The following is a 289-nucleotide window of genomic DNA, read 5'->3' as shown; positions in this document are numbered from 1 at the left end:
GGCTGTTCACGCTGGGGCAAGCATTGCCTCGGCAGCTCTGGTCGCAATTCTTGCCGGCGCCGTGGTCGTTCTCATCGGTCAAACCGCCTTGATCTGGGCTCGATCCAGCTTCGTGCGCGCGGTGATTGCCGCAGCGTTCACCGTCCCGGCGGCTGTCGCGGGCTATCACCTCGCCCATGGCCTGTCGCAAATCGCGATGCCATCCTCACTTTGGCAGGATATCTTCAGCTGGACCGGCGCCTTTGCCATCGCCGGCATGGCGTGGAGACGGATAACCAGCTTTGCCGAG

At 63.3% G+C, this 289-nt stretch carries 1 pseudogene; it reads left to right on the top strand.

Annotation, left to right across the window (positions count from 1 at the left end):
- Window positions 1–61: 61 nt before the first annotated feature.
- Window positions 62–289: pseudogene (locus RAD10_RS41645) on the top strand (hypothetical protein); the annotation flags it as partial.

Source organism: Bradyrhizobium sp. 23AC (genome assembly GCF_054863025.1).
This window is presented reverse-complemented; position numbering and strand designations above follow the sequence as displayed.